Here is a 15,489-nt window from a genome sequence, read left to right as displayed (position 1 = left end):
GTGGCCTCAGACCCCTGCAATCGGTGAGGCGCGCGGAACATGCTCTCTGGAGCCAGTCAGAAGCAGCTCCAGGAGTTCCTGAAGCGGCGCCACCCCGAATACGAGAACCGGATCAAGCACTGGACCTTCCTCGAGGCGACCTACGAAGGGTCGCGCGACTGGTTCAAGGCGAACATCCACAAGTATCTCAAGGAGGGGCGCAAGGAGTTCAACGACCGTGTGGCGCGGGCCTACCGCTTCAACCACACGCGCGAGATCGTGGAGCTCGTCCAGAAGTATCTCTTCAAGGGCGACGTCATCCGCAAGGACGACGCGCCCGACTACATCAAGACCTTCTGGAAGGCCTCGACCCGCTCCAACCTCAACATCGACCAGTTCGTGCGCCTCGTTTCCTCGACCACGTCGCAGCTCGGGCGCTGCGCGGTGTTCGTCGACAGCACCAAGACCGACCAGACGCTGACCAAGGCCGACGAGAAGAAGGCCGGCGCGCGCGTCTACGCCTACATCGTCAAGCCCCAGAACATTCTGGACTACGGCTTCGACGACGACGACGGCGAGCTGCTCTGGATCCTGGTCGCCGAGACCTACCGGGACGACAAGGACCCGATCACGGCCACCGGCAAGGTCAAGGTCCGCTACCGGCTCTGGACGCGCACCGACTGGTATCTCTTCGAGGTCAACACGACCCGGGGCGGCAACGCGCGCGTCGACCAGACCGGCACCGGCGCGGTGTCGATCGGCCGGGTGCCGTGCTTCTTCGCCGACCATCTGATAGGCGAGAACCTCTACTGGGCGCCGGGCCTGATCGACGAGATCGCCTACCTGGATCGCGCCACCGCGAACTACCTGTCGAACTTGGACGCCATCATCCAGGACCAGACCTTCTCCCAGCTCGCGATGCCGGCCCAGTCCGTGCTCCCGGGCGAGAAGGGCTACGACGCGCTGATCGAGGCCGGCACCAAGCGGACCTTCCTATACGACAGCGAGGGCGGTGAGCCGAAGTTCCTGTCGCCGGATCCGAAGCAGGCGCAGCTCATCATCACCGTCATCAACAAGATCATCGCCGAGATCTACCAGACGGCCGGCGCGAGCGGAGAGCGGACCAAGCAGGACAACGCGGTCGGGATCGACAACTCCTCGGGCGTGGCCAAGGCCTACGACTTCGACAAGCTGAACTCGCTGCTCACCTCGAAGGCGCAGTCGCTCCAGCAGGTCGAGAACAAGATCGTGGAGCTGGTCGCGCTCTGGACCGGCGAGACGCCTCCGGAGGAGAACCTCGTCTCCTACCCCGAGACCTTCGACGTCCGCTCGCTGTTCGACGAGTTCACGGTCGCCCAGAACCTCGCGCTCATGGACGCGCCGCAGACGGTGCGCGCCGAGCAGATGAAGCAGGTCATCGAGAAGCTGTTCCCGGGCATCGCCAAGGCGATCAAGGACAAGATGCTCGACGAGCTGAAGGATTGGCCGAAGGACCCGATCGAGCAGGCCCGGCTGATGTTCAACGCCACGACGCCGGCAGCCGGCGCCGACGGCGAGAGTTTGACCGCGAGCCGCAGCAACGCGCCGCCCACGGCCTCCAAGACTTCCGGGCAGTCCGACACCAAGAAGACCTCGACGAAGGGTCGGCAGGGTCAGGTGACGGACAAGACCCAGAAGAAGACCGCGGCCTGATCCCCAGGCCCGGCACCACCCCGCGCGCCCGAGAGACTGTGGCGCAAGGAGCATGACAGTGACCAAGTTCTACCAGGCCCGCAGCTTCCCGCTGCACTCGATCTTCACGCACCCCTTCGGCCACTCCCGGCCGGTCTACGACGCCCCGGGCGAGGGCGGTGCAGGTGGTGGAGAGCCCCCGGCGACCCCGCCCGCGACGCCCCCGGCCACTCTCCCGGCCACGCCGCCCGCGACCCCGCCCGCGACGCCGGAGCCCGGCACCGAGCCGACGCTGCCCAAGGCCGGCGACCAGATCACCGACGAGGTGGCCAAGCTCCTCAAGGACACGATGAAGCACAAGAAGGCGGCCCAGACCGCCCAGGAGAAGCTCGCCGCGTTCGGGCAGGTGACGCCCGAGGAGGTCGCCTCGCTGCTCGCCGAGAAGCGCACTGCTGCCGAGAAGAAGGCGGCCGACGAGCTGGCCGCGGCCGAGGCCCGGGGCGAGTTCGACCGCGTGAAGCAGTCGATGACCGAGCAGCACAACACGGCGCTCGAGGCGATCCGCAGCCAGGTGGCCGCCAAGGACACCGAGCTCGCGGCCGCGCAGGCGACGATCTCCGAGCTCACCGTCGGCTCGGCCTTCGGCAACTCGTCGTTCATCCGCGAGAAGCTGGTGCTGACCCCGGCTAAGGCCCGGACCGTCTACGGCTCGCACTTCGAGACCGAGGGCACGAAGGTCGTGGCCTACGACAAGCCGCGCGGCGCCGCCGATCGCACGCCCCTCGTCGACGCCCAGGGCAACAAGCTCGGCTTCGAGGCGGCCATCGCCAAGCTGGTCGAGCTGGATCCCGACAAGGACCACATGCTGCGCTCCACCATGCCGACGGGTGCCGGGTCGAAGACCACGGACAACACCAAGCAGGCGAAGACGGCCGGAGCTGAGACGACCGAGCTGACGGGCGCCGCCCGCATCCGCGCGGCTCTCGCAGCGAAGAAGGCCGCGCTCGGGGCCTGAAACCCCTTGCGTGGTGCAAAAAATCAGTCAGTGCTGACTGATTTTGCTTGGCGACGAGTCCCGTGCCGGATATCCTATTGTAAGTCACCGATGACTTATGCCCGGCACGGGCAGTCGCCAAGGAGAATTGGGAATGCCCCTGCTTGTGGAAGAGGCCGCGAAGCTGAGCGTCGATCAGCTCGAGCGCGGCATCATCGAAGAGATCATCGTCCAGGACGACCTGTTCGCCCTGTTCCCGTTCGTCCACGTCAACGGCAAGGCCTACGACTACATTCGTGAGGCCACGCTGTCCGAGGGCGCGTTCCTCGACCCCTACGAGGACATCACCGAGGGCGCCGCGACCTTCGAGGAAGTGCAGGCCAAGCTGCGCATCCTGGCTGGCCACGTCGACCTGGACAACTTCCTGGTCGAGACCCAGTCCGACACCCAGGACCAGCTCGCCGTGCAGCTCGCCGCCAAGGCGAAGGCCCTCGGCATGCAGTTCCGTCGGACGCTGGTGAACGGCGACACCACGAAGAACCGCAAGGAGTTCGACGGCGTCAAGGCGCTGGTTCCGGCCAAGCAGACCCTGATCGCCGGCGCCGACGGCGCGGCCGTCTCCTTCACCATGCTCGACGAGCTGCGTGACGCGGTCATCGGCGGCGCCGACGTGCTCATGATGCGCAAGGGCACCTGGCGCTCGATCAAGGCGCTCCTGCGCGCCATGGGCGGCAACGACGCCGGCACGATCATCGTCAAGGACTTCGGCAAGGCGCTGCCGGCGTTCGATGGAACCCCGGTCATCATCAACGACTACATCACCGCCGACGAGGTCCAGGGCGCGTCGACCGCCTCCACCTCGATCTACGCCCTGCGCCTCAACGAGGTCGACGGCATCCACGGCCTCTACGGCGGCGCCACCGCCGGTCTGCGGGTCGAGGAGATCGGCAAGCTCGAGGGCAAGGACGCCCAGCGCTGGCGCCTCAAGTGGTATTGCGGCACGGCCCTGAAGCGCACGACCTCGGTGGCCCGTCTCAAGGGCGTGACCAACATCTAAGGTCTCGACAATAAGTCACCACTGACTTACCATCAAAGGGCGGGGAGCGATCCCCGCCCTTTCGTCGTCTCGAACCCTGCAAGGACCCAGATGCCAGCGATCCGCATCTACGGGCAGCCGGACTGCATCTGGTGTGCCCGCGCCAAGGCGCTCTGCGAGAACCGCGCCTACGACCACAGCTACGCCGACATGAAGGCCGACCCGGGCGCCCGCGCCTACGTCGCCGGCCGCGTCGGCTCCGAGACCTTCACGGCCCCGCAGATCTTCGTCGGCGAGCGGCTGATCGGCGGCTTCACCCAGCTCGCGCTGGCCGACAATGACGGCTCGCTCCAGCAGATGATCGCGGGGGCCTGAGATGGCGCGCATCAAGATCACCCAGCCCGGCTGGGCCGGCTTCACCGGCGAGATCGGCATCACGCTGTTCAAGGACGGCATCTCGGTCGACCACGTCGGCCGGCGCGAGATCGTCAAGATCGGCGCGTCGCTCTCCCTGATCGAGGTGGACGACGAGGGGGACGAGGGCGAGAACCCCGCGCTCCAGCACCGGATGCTCACCGACGGCTCGATGTCGATCCCGGCCGAGGTCCTGACGCCGCTCGCGCGCGCCAGCGACGAGCCGAGCGTCCCGGCCGCGCCCCGCGCCGCCAAGGCCGTCGACCCGACCACGATCACCTTCCACACCAAGGACGAGCTGGAGAAGCTCGCCGAGACCAAGGGCCTCGCCGGGCTCCGGGCGATCATGGACCCGCTCAACATCAAGGCGGTCTCGATCAACAAGGCGATCCAGGTGATCCTGAAGGCCGAGCTGCGGCTCAAGGCCGAGCTGGAGCACGCCGGGCACCTGGTGCGCGAGGACCAGGCCAACGCCGGCGCCTCGACCCCGAACGAGGTCGTCGAGGGCGAGGACGATAAGGCCGGCGAGCAGGGCGGCGAGCAGAACGGCCAGCAGGACGGCCAGCAGGACGGTGAGAGCTCCGAGGAGGCCGAGACCGACGAGGACGGCAAGCCGAAGGCCACGACCCCGCCCAGCGCCAAGAACACCGACGCCGGCCCGGGCGCCGACGGCAGCGAGCAGGCCTGATCCCGATGAAGAACCTCCCGGCCGGCTGCGCCTTCTCCGTCACGGTCCCGTTCCAGAACGCCCAGGGCGTCGCGGTCCAGCCGACCGGGATCATCGTCACCGTCCTCAACGAGGACGGCCGGGTCCTGCACGGGCCCGAAATCCCCGATGCGTCCGTGCTCGAGCAGGACGCGATCACCTACAAGGTCCCGGCCTCGGTCAACGCGCTCCCCGTGGACGTGCCGCTGGCCGTGCGCGTCGTCGAGGTCGAGCTCACCACGGCCGACGGCGTGATCGAGCTGCGCGAGAGCGTGCTCCTGCGCGCGGGCCTGCGCCTGCGCTACCTCGTGAACTCGTTCGGCACCTACGAGCGCCTGGTCATGGCCGCGGCCGACATGCCGCGGATCGAGAGCTTCAACGCCCTCGAGCAGACTGACCAGGAGCCGGCGCTGATCGAGGCGTTCCGGCGTCTCACCCGCTTCGGCTACCGCGTGCTGCCGCCGGGCTACGACGACGGCTGCGATCGGAGCTTCAACACGATCGGCGGCGTCATCGACCGCATCGTGCCGCGCGAGTGGCAGGCGATGACCCCGGAGTGGTTCGAGACGCTGAACCCCGACTTCCGCTCCGCGCTGCTGCGCGCCCAGGTCCAGGAGGCCAACGCCATCCTGACCTCGGGCACGGCCGACGAAGCGCGCTCGCAGGGCCTGCTGTCGAAGACCACCGGCGAGAGCTCGGCGATGTTCCGCTCGGGCAAGCCGCTGGAGCTCGGGATCTCGAAGGAGACGCTCGCCCACCTCACCGGCTTCATCGAGATCCGCTCGAGGCTCGCCCGCGCGTGATGACGCTCAACCTCATGACCCAGGCGGCCGACGCCGCGGGCGCCCGCTACCAGGCGCTCGTGGACGCCTGGGGCGCCCTCTACACCGAGGCGCTGGGGCAGCGCGACGCCGGCTACGTGCCGGCCGTCGAGCGCGCGGGGAGCCGCGCCTACGAGCTCGCCCGGACCTACCTCGCGGCCGAGGAGGGTCACATCACGAGCGCGATCCGCCAGGTCTCAGCAGACGCGCTCTCAGACGCGGCCGACGATCTGGGCAGCACGACTGAGCGCGCGCTCACGGAAGCTGCCAGCGAGCTGCTGAGCGCGACCGAGCACTATCTGCTGCGCGAGATCACGATCCAGATCGAGCGCGACGTCGCGCAGCTTCAGCAGGCGATCCGGCACGCCTTCCTCCAGGCGCAGCTCACCGCCCGGGCCAAGGGCTCGACGGTCCGGCGCGCGTTGATGGAGCACCAGTTCGCGTCCGCCGAGGCGCCGGCCTTCTACTTCCGGGACCGGCGCTCCTCGAAGTGGCCGTCCCGGCTGTTCGTGCGCACGACGTGGCGCCAGGCGCTGCTGTCCGCCTACAACGAGGTGGTGCTCGCCGTGCTCTCCGAGGCCGGCATCGCGGTCGCCGAGGTCGAGCACACCCACGGCAAGGCCGGCGTTCACGGCCTGCAGGTCGCCCTGGGCCCGAGCACGGCGCTGCCGGCCTACGGCGAGATCCGCAACGACATCTTCCACCCGAACGCGGAGGCGCGCCTGCGCGTGCCGGCGGCGCTGCGAGGCACGCGATGAACCTGATCGGCAACACGACGGGCACGCTCACCCGCAAGATCGGCAACTCGCGCCGCGGCGAGCCTCTCTACGCGGCCGCCTCCGAGATCGTGCGCTGCGACCTGATCCAGCTCCGCGCCCAGGTGGCGCCGACCAGCGTGCGCACCGACCAGTCGGCGACCCACGGCAACGCCGAGGAGCAGGTGGCCGACGCGCGGATCCTGTTCCGGGTCGAGACGCGCCCGCAGCGCGGCGACCGCTTCAAGATCGACGGCGTGGTCCTGCGCATCGAGGGCGTCGAGCCCCGGCGCGACGTGTTCGGCAAGCTCGACCACTGGGACACGACCCTGGTGCTCTGGGACGACGACGAAGACAGCGAGGAGATCGTGTCGTGAACGTCGGCATGCGCATGACCGGGGACGTCGAGCTCCAGGCGCAGCTCCGCTCGACCGGGCTCCTGGTGCCGGCCAACGCCCGCAAGGTGATGCAGGCGGCCGCCGACCGGATCACCAAGGAGGCCAAGCTCAACGCGCCCGTGGACACCCACGCGCTGGAGGACTCGATCCGGCAGACCAAGAGCTACTCGACCTTCCGGGGCCGGCTTCAGATCGACATCGACGTCGGCGGCTTCGTCGACGGCGTGAACGTCGACCTCTACGCCGTCGAGGTCCACGAGAACTACGACGCCAAGCGCGCCGGCCCGGGCACGCTCGCCAAGATGGAGGCCAACCCCGGTCGGCACATCGGCTCCAAGTTCCTCGAGCGCGCGGCCCAGGCCGAGGCGCCCAAGGTCCAGCCCTCGCTCATCCAGGCCGTCCTCGCGGCCATTCGCGGGAAGTCCCTCTGATGCGCATCGACCTGCTCGCCGACCTGCTCGAGGCCGCCAAGATCGGCACGCCCGGCACGTCCATCTTCGAGGACGAGATGCCGGCCGACGCCCGGGCCGGCGTGCTGCTGAGGCTGCCGATCCTCGGCGTGCCGATCGACTGGGAGATCCCGGGCTACCTGAAGGGCCAGGTGCAGGCGATCGTGCGCGCCCAGAAGGTCGCCACCGGCGACGCGCTGGCCCGGAAGGTCTCCGAGGCGCTCACCTTCACGGACCGGAGCTTCACCGACGACAAGGGCGTCGAGGTCATGTTCGTGAACTACCTGCGCCCGCGCACGCTGCCGATCATCTACCCCCGCTCCGACGGAAACGGGAAGGAGTGGTCCATCAACCTGGACGCCTGCTACGTGCTGCGATAGAATGTAAGTCACCACTGATTCATCTTCGCGAGAGACGATCCGCGAAGGCAGACGACGGCTCGGCGAAGGAGATTTGAGATGGCGTCCGATACCAAGAACGTGAAGATGGGCGTGTGCGCCGTCTTCTTCGGAGAGGAAGACCTCGGCTACACCAAGGGCGGCGTGTCCGTCGAGGTGACGACCGACACCCACGAGGTCGAGATCGACCAGTTCGGCAAGTCGCCGATCGACGAGGTCATCATGGGCCGGACCGTGACCGCGAAGGTCCCGCTGGCCGAGACGACCATCGAGAACATGGTCAAGATCATGCCCGGCGCGGTCATCGTGACCGACAAGGACGACCCGACCAAGAAGAAGGTCGTGATCCCCAACGGCGTCGGCACCTCGCTGCTGAAGATCGCCAAGGAGCTGCGGTTCCACCCGAAGTCCAACGCGGCCACCGACAACTCGGACGACTTCGTGATCCCGCTGGCGGCGACCGCCGGTGGCCTCCAGTTCGCCTACGAGCTGGAGAACGAGCGGATCTACAACTGCACGTTCAAGGGCTACCCGGACCCGAAGGACGGCACGCTGTTCTACGTGGGCGACGACGCCGTCGCCGGCGCGTAAGCCCTTGCCTTTCGGGGCAAGATAAGTCACCACTGACTTTCCGTGCATCCGCTCGGCAAGTCATTTTCACGAGCGCAGAAGGGCAGCATGTCCACGAAGATCATCGACCTCGACGCGGTGGACCAGTTCCCCGACATCGTCGCCAAGCTCGGCGGCAAGCGCCACAAGCTGGTGCCCGTGTCGGTCGAGGACTTCATCGCCAACACCAAGCTGCTCCAGACCCTGGGCAAGGACGGCGACATCGACGCCGAGGTCTCGGGCCTGATCCAGATCATCCTGCGGGCCTTCCCGTCGATGACCGACGAGATGCTGCGCAAGCTCCCGCTCGTGAACCTGAACAAGCTCATGGGCATCGCCCAGGAGAACGACGGCACCAAGAAGGTGTCGGGTGAGGCCTCCGAGGGAAACCCGGCGGCGGCGGCGTAGAGGCGATCGACTTCGGCTTCTTCGTCTCCCGCGTCTCGTATCACTACGGGATGAAGTTCCAGGACGTCATGCGCATGCCGCTCAAGACGTTCTGGCTCTACTCCAAGAACATCGACCGCATCCTCTCGGAAGTCGATCTCCGGCAGTTGCAGTTGGTGGCGTCCGCGACCTCCTCGGAGGCCTACGGCCAGATGCAGGAGCGCCTTCGCAAGCAGATGGGCGTGGTCATCAAGGTCAAGGACGAGGGCAAGGCCACACAGGAGGAGCTGGACCGCGCGGGGCTCGCAGACCTGAAAGCGATGGCACGGGGTTTCTGAGGCGATGACTGCAATCCGGGTAGAGCTTGAGCTGGACGACGGCTCCTTCACGACCCGGATGCTGCGCGCCGGCCAGTCCGTCGACGAGTTTCGCGCCTCCGTCGGCCAGGGCATCCGCCAGGTCAACGCGATGCAGGGCGCCTCGCAGGGCCTGATCGGCTCGCTGCGCGACGTCACGGTCATCCTCTCCCAGGTCCGGGGCGCGATCGGCACCTTGCAGTCGGTCACGACCGACTGGGTGCAGTCCATCATCCAGGTCAACGCCGGGTTCGAGACCACCCGCAAGACCCTCGAGGGCCTCGCCACCTCGGCCGACAAGGTCAAGGAGGTCGGCGACAACTTCGCCTACCTGCGCAACCAGGTCCAGAACACCCCCTACACGATGGCCGGGCTGACGGACGTGTTCGTCAAGCTCAAGAGCGCCGGCATCGACCCGACCAAGGGCTCGATGACCGGCCTCGTGGACGCCGTCGCGTCGTTCGGCGGCTCCGAGGAGCAGCTCAAGCGCGCCTCGCTCGCGATCCAGCAGATGGCCGGCAAGGGCGTCGTGCAGATGGAGGAGCTGCGCCAGCAGCTCGGTGAGGCGGTCCCGCGCGCGGCCGAGCTGATGGCCCGGTCGATGGGCGTCACCTACTCCGAGCTGACGAAGCTCCTGGCCACCGGCACCGTCGAGGCCAAGAACGCCATCCAGGCGATGTCGGGCGAGTTCGAGCGCACCTTCGGAGGCGCCGCGGCCGCGCAGATGGACACCTACAACGGCATGGTCACGAAGCTCCGCTCGAGCTTCCAGGACCTCGCCGTGAAGGTGGGCGAGAGCGGCGCGTTCTTCGACACGGTGAAGGCCAAGGCCGCCCAGCTCAACGAGATCCTCCAGAGCCGGGGCGCCGTCGACCTCGCGAACTCGATCGGCTCGGCGCTCACGACGCTGATCCGCTACGTCGACACCGCGGTCGGCCGCATCGCCTACTTCCGCACCGAGATCGTCCAGGTCGGCATCGCGCTCGCGACCGGCATCGGCGCGACCAAGGTGCTCGAGGCGCTCATGGCCATCGGCAGCGCCTTCGGCCAGGCGAGTGCCCAGATCACGGCGCTGGGCGTCGCGATCCGCGAGCTGCCGACCCGGTTCGACCAGGTGCAGACCTCGCTCTCGGCCGCGGGCGCCTCGTTCGCGACCTTCCGGGCCGGGCTCGCCACCGTCCGCACGGCCATCGTCGCCACCTCGGTGGCGCTCCTCGAGCTCGCGCCCGTGCTCGTGGCGATCGGCGCCGGCATCACGTTCGCGGTGAGCTACTTCGACCTGTTCGGCAAGAAGGCCAAGGAGGCGCGCGAGGAGGTCGAGAAGTTCGGCGCCAGCGCCTCGAAGGAGAGCCTGAAATCGTTCGTCAAGCAGATCCAGGATGAGAAGGAGCAGCTCACGGCGCTCGAGGCCGAGAAGAAGCGCGTGCAGAACGTGGGCATCTACGTGGGCTCCGGCTCGCGCGATGACCGGCTGGCCGAGCTGACCAAGCAGATCGCCGACCAGCGCGCCAAGATCCAGGCCGACGAGCAGCGCGCCTCCCAGGTGAGCGCCGACTACCAGGTCAACCAGGCCGAACGCGTGGCCAACGAGAAGCTGCGCGTGTTCGACCAGAACGGCCGCGATCAGCTCCGGCTGTTCGACCTCTACGGCAAGGAGCTCGCCGACAAGCAGGAGGCGGCGCTCGCCGCCGCGGCCAAGGCCGGCAAGTCGACCGACGCGCTGAAGGCGGAATACGCCAAGGCCGAGCGGGAGCGCGAGCTCGGCATCTACGATCTCCAGATCGCCAACTCCCAGGCCGCCTACGAGGACGCCAAGGACAAGGCGCAGAAGGCCGACGGGCTCTCCAAGGAGGCCCTCGAGCGGGAGATGGACGGCTACGTCAAGCGCCAGCAGGCCGCTCAGAAGGCGCGCGACACGCTGGCCAAGCAGCCGATGGGCGTGACGCTCCTCGCCAAGCCGATCGACGAGGACAAGCTCTACCAGAAGGGCAAGACGGCGCTCGACAATCTGTCGGCGGCGATCCAGGGCGTGCGCGCGAACCTGACCGGCGCTTCCGGTGAGGTGGCCGAGCTCCAGGCGAAGCTCGCGGCCGGCAAGTATGGCCCGATCGACTCCGGCCGCGTGCAGGAGCTGATCGGCCAGCTCCTCCAGGCCCAGGCCGAGAAGTCCAAGCTCGACGAGCTGATGGAAGGCCGCAACAAGTTCGACCGCGACGCCACCAACGCCCAGCAGAAGGCCGAGCAGGACCTGTTCGAGGCGCGCAACCGCAACATCTCCGCGGTCGACAAGATCGTCGTCGGGCTGAACAACGACCTCTACAAGGGGATGGGCTCGAACCAGACCCCGATGGAGCGCGCCATCGCGGCCGCCCGCACCCAGCTCCAGGCCGCCCAGAAGGAGGCGACCGACGCCGCGAGCACCGTGTGGGGCAAGCTGCTCGGCGGCCAGGGCGTCGGCGGCTCGGACCAGGCGCTGGAGAAGATGAAGGAGCTCGCCCGCTGGATGGGCGTGGTCCGGGGCGACGCCTCGGCGATCACCGAGCTCAACATCGGCGCCAACATCCGCGTGCCCAACTCGCCCGTGTCGCGCAACGGCCAGGTCACGGGCGGCTCCTCGACCGACCCGGTCTCGACGAACCTGCCGGCCGCGGCCATCGCCTTCCTGAACGCGATCTCGGGCCCGGAGAGCGCCGGCCGCTACAACGTGCGCTACACGCCGAGCGGCGGCGCCACGTTCGACAGCTACGACCAGCACCCGCGCATCTACGAGCCGACCCGGGATGGGCGCCAGTCGTCGGCGGCCGGCCGCTACCAGATCGTCGCCTCGACCTGGGACAGCCTGGGCATGGGCGGCATGCCCTTCACGCCTGAGAACCAGGACGCGGCCGCCTGGAAGCTCGCGCAGCAGGACTACAGCCGCAACACCGGCGGCGGCGACCTGCTGAAGGAGCTCCAGGACAACGGCTTCACCGACAAGGTGGTCGCCGCGCTCAAGAGCACCTGGGAGGGGCTCCAGTCCGGCGCGGGCGCCGGCAAGGCGCGCGACTGGTATGGCGACACGCTGCGCCGGCAGGGCGGGAACACGGTCGAGCAGGACTCCGGCTACTACCCGGTGAACCCGACGGACAGCCGCGCCCGGATCCCGACCACGATCCCGCAGGCCGACGCCGAGAAGCTGTCGATGGCCCGCGCCGCCCAGCAGCTCGCGACCATCGAGCAGAACGACAACGAGGTGCAGGACGCGCTCAAGAACATCATCAACCTCACCGAGAAGGCCTCGGAGAAGGAGGAGGGCTACGGCAAGCGCGTGTCCGAGACCCGGCGCCTGATCCGCGACGGCAAGTTCGGCTCGGCCGACGGCCAGAAGGACCCGGACAACGAGCGCTACAAGGAGCTGATCGCCTCCGCGCAGAAGCTCGACGAGGTCGAGGCCGCGGCCGCGCGCGCCCAGCAGGAGCGCAACCGGCTGAAGCAGGCCGAGGACCGGCGCGCCAAGCAGAGCGACGAGCTGGACGTGAAGGAGGCCGAGCTCAAGGCGCGCCTCGACGAGGAGGGCACCTACAAGCTGCCGGCCAGCGTCCAGCGCGCCCGGGCCGAGCAGCTCCGCGACCAGCAGCGCTACCAGGAGCTGATGAAGGTCGACCCGTCGTTCACGCAGGCCGGCTACGACGCGCTCGCCGCGTCGAACGACGCCCTGTTCCAGCGCATGAAGGACTACGAGGTCTCCTCGACGATCCAGGCCGAGCAGAAGAAGACCCGCGAGATCAACCGCGGGCTGATGACGGCCGACGAGGCGCGCGAGGCGAGCTACCAGGAGGAGGTGAAGCGGCTCCAGGACCTGCTCAACCAGGTCTCGGGCAACGCCGACCAGCGCGCGGCCGTCGAGAAGGTGCTCGCCGACCGGATCATCGCGGAGCGCAAGCGGATCGAGGCCTCCTCGCCGCTCGGCAAGCAGCAGAAGGAGTGGTCGGACCTCGGCAACAACATGCAGAAGGCCGCGACCGGCTGGCTCGACAGCGCCACCGATCAGCTCGCCACCTTCGTGACCACCGGCAAGGCGAACTTCGCGGACCTGTTCCAGTCGATCGCCAAGGACATCACCAAGATGGGGATCCGGTATCTCCTGTCCTCGGCGCTCGGCGGCTCCGGGGTCGGTGGTGGCCTGAAGTCGCTGCTGGGCGGCGGCAGCGCCAAGGCCGCGGGCTCGGCCGGCGGCGGCGCCAAGCTGTTCGGCGCGATGCACACCGGCGGCATCGTCGGCGCGGGCTTCTCCATGACCCGGAACGTCTCGCCGTCGATCTTCTCGGGCGCGCCCCGCTTCCACACGGGCGGCATCATCGGCGCCGACGAGGTGCCGATCATCGCCCAGAAGGGCGAGGGCGTGTTCACCAAGGAGCAGATGGCGGCGATGGGCGGCGCCCAGGCCGGCAACATCGTGACGCTCGCGCCCACGATCCAGATGAACGCGACCGGCGGCACCAAGGAGCAGAACGCCGACCTCGCCCAGCAGACCGCAACGCAGGTCCAGACGATGATGCGCGCGATGATCCAGAAGGAGCTCGCCGTGCAGCAGCGCCCGGGCAACATGCTCAACAACTGAGGATCGTCATGGCCGTCCCGACCTTCACCCCGGCGTATCCGCCGACCGAGAGCACCGACAAGCCGGAGCTGAAGCTGCTCGAGGCCGAGTTCGGCGACGGCTACACGCAGGTCGCCGGCGACGGCATGAACCACATCCGCAAGGTGGTGGACCTCTCCTGGGAGGTCCTCACCCCGGCCCAGGCCAAGGAGATCGAGGCGTTCCTCGTCGCGCGCGGCGGCTTCGAGCCGTTCTACTACACGCTGTCCGACGACGACGCCCCGATCCTGTGGACCTGCAAGGACTGGAGCCGGAAGCGCGGCACGCCCAACACGATGGAAGCCACCTTCCGGCAGTGCTTCACCCTCGTCTGACCCCTGGACGATAAGTCAGCGCTGACTTATGATGGCCGCTCACCCAAGGGCAGCCATGTCGTCGATCCACGCCACCGTTCAGAGCTTGAGCCCCGGCGAACAGGTCTACCTGTTCCGCCTGGACACGACGTCGATCGGCGGCCCGGTCTACTACTTCACGCAGTCGGCGCACCCGGACGGGCAGGTCTCGTTCGGCGGCGTCGTCTACACGGCCGTGGACATCGACTTCTCGGACTACGAGACCAACGGCCAGGGCTCGCTGCCCCAGCCCAAGATCCGCTTCGCCAACTCCAACGAGGTGATCCAGCACCTTGTGAACACCTGGGGCGACGAGCTGATCGGCTGCACCGTGCAGCGCGTGCGCACCTTCGCCCAGTTCCTCGACGGCGGCGCGCAGGCCGATCCGACGGCCTTCTACGGCCCGGACACCTTCGAGGTCGAGCAGCTCACCGACGAGAACCCCGTCTACATCGAGTTCGAGCTGTCGGCCTCGTTCGACCAGCAGGGCCGCAAGCTGCCCGGCCGGCAGATGCTGCGCGACACCTGCACCGCCCGCTACCGGCGCTTCAAGAACGGGGCGTTCTCCTACGAGAAGGCGAGCTGCCCCTACACGGGCTCCGCGTGCTTCGACCGCAACGCCAACCCGGTCTCCGACCCGGCCCAGGACGTGTGCGGGCGCCGGCTGGTCGACTGCCAGGCCCGGTTCGGCACCAACGCGGCGCTGCCGACCTGGTCGTTCCCCGGCATGGCCCGCGTGCGGACCCAGTGATGTTCAAGCTGCCCAACGCCGCGCTGAAGGCCGCGCGCGCCCACGCGCTGCGCGACTTCCCCAAGGAGGCCTGCGGTCTCCTGGTCAACGGCCGCTACAAGCCGGTGCCGAACTACGCCGCCGACCCGGAGCGCGACTTCGTCATCCCGGGCGAGGTGTTCGCGCGGCTGCGCGAGCAGGGCAAGGACGTCCAGGCCGTTATCCATAGCCACCCGAACGGCCCGCTGTTCCCCAGCGAGGCGGACATGCAGGGCCAGATCGACACGGACCTGCCGTGGGTGATCCTCGCCACCGACGGGAAGGACTGCGCCGACCCGATCATCTGGGGCGAGGGCGTCGACCAGGGCCCGCTGATCGGCCGGCCGTTCCGGCACGGCGTCACCGACTGCTACGAGCTCGTGCGCCACGCCTACGCGCTCGGCCGCGAGGGGCTCGCTGCCCAGGACGTCACCAAGGAGTGGCCGCTGCCGCCGGTCAGCTTGCGCGCCCAGGCCCGCGCCGACGGCTGGTGGGATCCGGCCTACGAGGCGGACCACCGCGACCTCTACGCGGCGTTCGCGGACGTCGGCTTCCGGGAGATCCCGGTCTCCGAGGTGATGCCGGGCGACTGCTTCCTGGTGAAGCTCGGGCCCGGCGTGACCCAGCTCAACCACGGCGGCGTCTACCTCGGCTCGAACCTCATCCTCCACCACCTGCCGACCCGGGTGTCGCGTCGCGAGCCCATCGGGATCTGGCTGCGCGCCGTCGAGAAGTGGCTGCGCCACGAGCGCCTCGACGCGCTCCTGAAGGAGAAC

At 68.4% G+C, this 15,489-nt stretch carries 17 protein-coding genes; all 17 read left to right on the top strand.

What is annotated here, in order from left to right; all coding sequences use genetic code 11:
- Positions 1 to 39 precede the first annotated feature (39 nt).
- Complete coding sequence (locus J3A75_RS32670) at positions 40 to 1,671, top strand: hypothetical protein (protein ID WP_209651037.1); 1,632 nt, start codon at positions 40 to 42, stop codon at positions 1,669 to 1,671.
- A 58-nt stretch (positions 1,672 to 1,729) separates the two neighbouring features.
- Entirely contained in the window at positions 1,730 to 2,665 is a 936-nt protein-coding gene (locus tag J3A75_RS32665) for a DUF6651 domain-containing protein (RefSeq protein ID WP_209651036.1), read from the top strand.
- 133 nt (positions 2,666 to 2,798) lie between these two features.
- Positions 2,799 to 3,701 (top strand): major capsid protein, encoded by a 903-nt coding sequence (locus tag J3A75_RS32660; protein ID WP_209651035.1) that lies wholly within the window; start codon positions 2,799 to 2,801, stop codon positions 3,699 to 3,701.
- Positions 3,702 to 3,791: 90 nt separating this feature from the next.
- Complete coding sequence (locus J3A75_RS32655) at positions 3,792 to 4,055, top strand: glutaredoxin domain-containing protein (RefSeq protein WP_209651034.1); 264 nt, start codon at positions 3,792 to 3,794, stop codon at positions 4,053 to 4,055.
- 1 nt (position 4,056) lies between these two features.
- Positions 4,057 to 4,782: a hypothetical protein gene (locus tag J3A75_RS32650; protein ID WP_209651033.1), complete on the top strand. Its 726-nt coding sequence runs from the start codon at positions 4,057 to 4,059 to the stop codon at positions 4,780 to 4,782.
- A gap of 5 nt (positions 4,783 to 4,787) precedes the next feature.
- Positions 4,788 to 5,603: a hypothetical protein gene (locus tag J3A75_RS32645; protein ID WP_209651032.1), complete on the top strand. Its 816-nt coding sequence runs from the start codon at positions 4,788 to 4,790 to the stop codon at positions 5,601 to 5,603.
- Positions 5,603 to 6,379: a hypothetical protein gene (locus J3A75_RS32640; RefSeq protein ID WP_209651031.1), complete on the top strand. Its 777-nt coding sequence runs from the start codon at positions 5,603 to 5,605 to the stop codon at positions 6,377 to 6,379. Before J3A75_RS32645 ends, J3A75_RS32640 begins: the two co-directional genes overlap by 1 nt.
- A complete protein-coding gene (locus J3A75_RS32635; RefSeq protein WP_209651030.1) occupies positions 6,376 to 6,753 on the top strand; it encodes a head-tail adaptor protein in 378 nt (125 codons plus the stop codon). Before J3A75_RS32640 ends, J3A75_RS32635 begins: the two co-directional genes overlap by 4 nt.
- Positions 6,750 to 7,205 carry an HK97 gp10 family phage protein gene (locus J3A75_RS32630; protein WP_209651029.1) on the top strand — a complete coding sequence of 152 codons (456 nt, stop codon included), beginning with the start codon at positions 6,750 to 6,752 and terminating at the stop codon, positions 7,203 to 7,205. Before J3A75_RS32635 ends, J3A75_RS32630 begins: the two co-directional genes overlap by 4 nt.
- Positions 7,205 to 7,603 carry a minor capsid protein gene (locus tag J3A75_RS32625; RefSeq protein ID WP_209651028.1) on the top strand — a complete coding sequence of 133 codons (399 nt, stop codon included), beginning with the start codon at positions 7,205 to 7,207 and terminating at the stop codon, positions 7,601 to 7,603. Before J3A75_RS32630 ends, J3A75_RS32625 begins: the two co-directional genes overlap by 1 nt.
- A 78-nt stretch (positions 7,604 to 7,681) precedes the next feature.
- On the top strand, positions 7,682 to 8,212 hold the full coding sequence (locus J3A75_RS32620) for a hypothetical protein (RefSeq protein ID WP_209651027.1): 531 nt from the start codon (positions 7,682 to 7,684) through the stop codon (positions 8,210 to 8,212).
- Between the two features lie 87 nt (positions 8,213 to 8,299).
- A complete protein-coding gene (locus J3A75_RS32615) occupies positions 8,300 to 8,638 on the top strand; it encodes a hypothetical protein (RefSeq protein ID WP_209651026.1) in 339 nt (112 codons plus the stop codon).
- A gap of 50 nt (positions 8,639 to 8,688) precedes the next feature.
- Positions 8,689 to 8,955 (top strand): hypothetical protein, encoded by a 267-nt coding sequence (locus tag J3A75_RS32610; RefSeq protein ID WP_209651025.1) that lies wholly within the window; start codon positions 8,689 to 8,691, stop codon positions 8,953 to 8,955.
- A 4-nt stretch (positions 8,956 to 8,959) separates the two neighbouring features.
- Positions 8,960 to 13,573, top strand: a complete 4,614-nt coding sequence (locus tag J3A75_RS32605) for a tape measure protein (protein ID WP_209651024.1) — start codon at positions 8,960 to 8,962, stop codon at positions 13,571 to 13,573.
- Positions 13,574 to 13,581: 8 nt separating this feature from the next.
- Positions 13,582 to 13,926: a phage tail protein gene (locus J3A75_RS32600; RefSeq protein ID WP_209651023.1), complete on the top strand. Its 345-nt coding sequence runs from the start codon at positions 13,582 to 13,584 to the stop codon at positions 13,924 to 13,926.
- A gap of 55 nt (positions 13,927 to 13,981) precedes the next feature.
- On the top strand, positions 13,982 to 14,695 hold the full coding sequence (locus tag J3A75_RS32595; RefSeq protein WP_209651022.1) for a phage minor tail protein L: 714 nt from the start codon (positions 13,982 to 13,984) through the stop codon (positions 14,693 to 14,695).
- Positions 14,695 to 15,489, top strand: a 795-nt coding sequence (locus tag J3A75_RS32590) for a C40 family peptidase (RefSeq protein ID WP_209651021.1), incomplete at its 3' end; no start/stop codon positions are given. The genes J3A75_RS32595 and J3A75_RS32590, both read left to right, overlap by 1 nt.

Source organism: Methylobacterium sp. PvP105 (assembly GCF_017876975.1).
In the GTDB taxonomy this organism is placed as follows: domain Bacteria; phylum Pseudomonadota; class Alphaproteobacteria; order Rhizobiales; family Beijerinckiaceae; genus Methylobacterium; species Methylobacterium radiotolerans.
The sequence above is the reverse complement of the archived record's forward strand: the minus strand, read 5'-3'. Positions and strand labels throughout refer to the sequence as shown.